This window comes from Streptomyces sp. NPDC059455, assembly GCF_042750115.1.
In the GTDB taxonomy this organism is placed as follows: Bacteria; Actinomycetota; Actinomycetes; order Streptomycetales; family Streptomycetaceae; genus Streptomyces; species Streptomyces endocoffeicus.
Window position 1 is genome coordinate 17,488 of sequence record NZ_JBHYVB010000139.1, and the last position, 276, is coordinate 17,763.

The 276-nt window shown below is 78.3% G+C and carries 1 protein-coding gene and 1 pseudogene (1 of these 2 only partly in view); both read left to right on the plus strand.

Going from position 1 to position 276, the window contains the following annotated elements; genetic code table 11:
* Positions 1 to 56: the 3' end of a DEAD/DEAH box helicase gene (locus ACFXB5_RS36740; protein WP_385216497.1), read on the plus strand. Its footprint begins 2,086 nt before the window's first position; 56 of the gene's 2,142 nt are visible here — the last part of the coding sequence; its start codon lies off the left edge, out of view; its stop codon occupies positions 54 to 56.
* 39 nt (positions 57 to 95) lie between these two features.
* Positions 96 to 276 (plus strand): annotated as a pseudogene (locus ACFXB5_RS36745) (hypothetical protein); the annotation flags it as partial.

Consider the following 276-nt stretch of genomic DNA (forward strand, 5'->3'; position numbering starts at 1 on the left):
GTGCCGCCTGCAACCGCGTGCCACACCCTCGGGAAAGGCGACGAACCCCCCCCTGAGACCACCTCCGCCACGGCCCCGACGGCGGTCTCACCAACGACCGTGGTGGCCGCTCCTTCGAGCGCCGCGACCACAACCACCGTGGCGCGGACCGTCCGTTCAACCGCGACCGTCGCGACGACCGCCCGGGTCGCCGTGACGACCACCGGGGCGGCACCACCGGCGGGCGGGGGGGAGGGGGCGGGCGCCCCCACCCCCCCCCCCACCACCCCCCCCCCC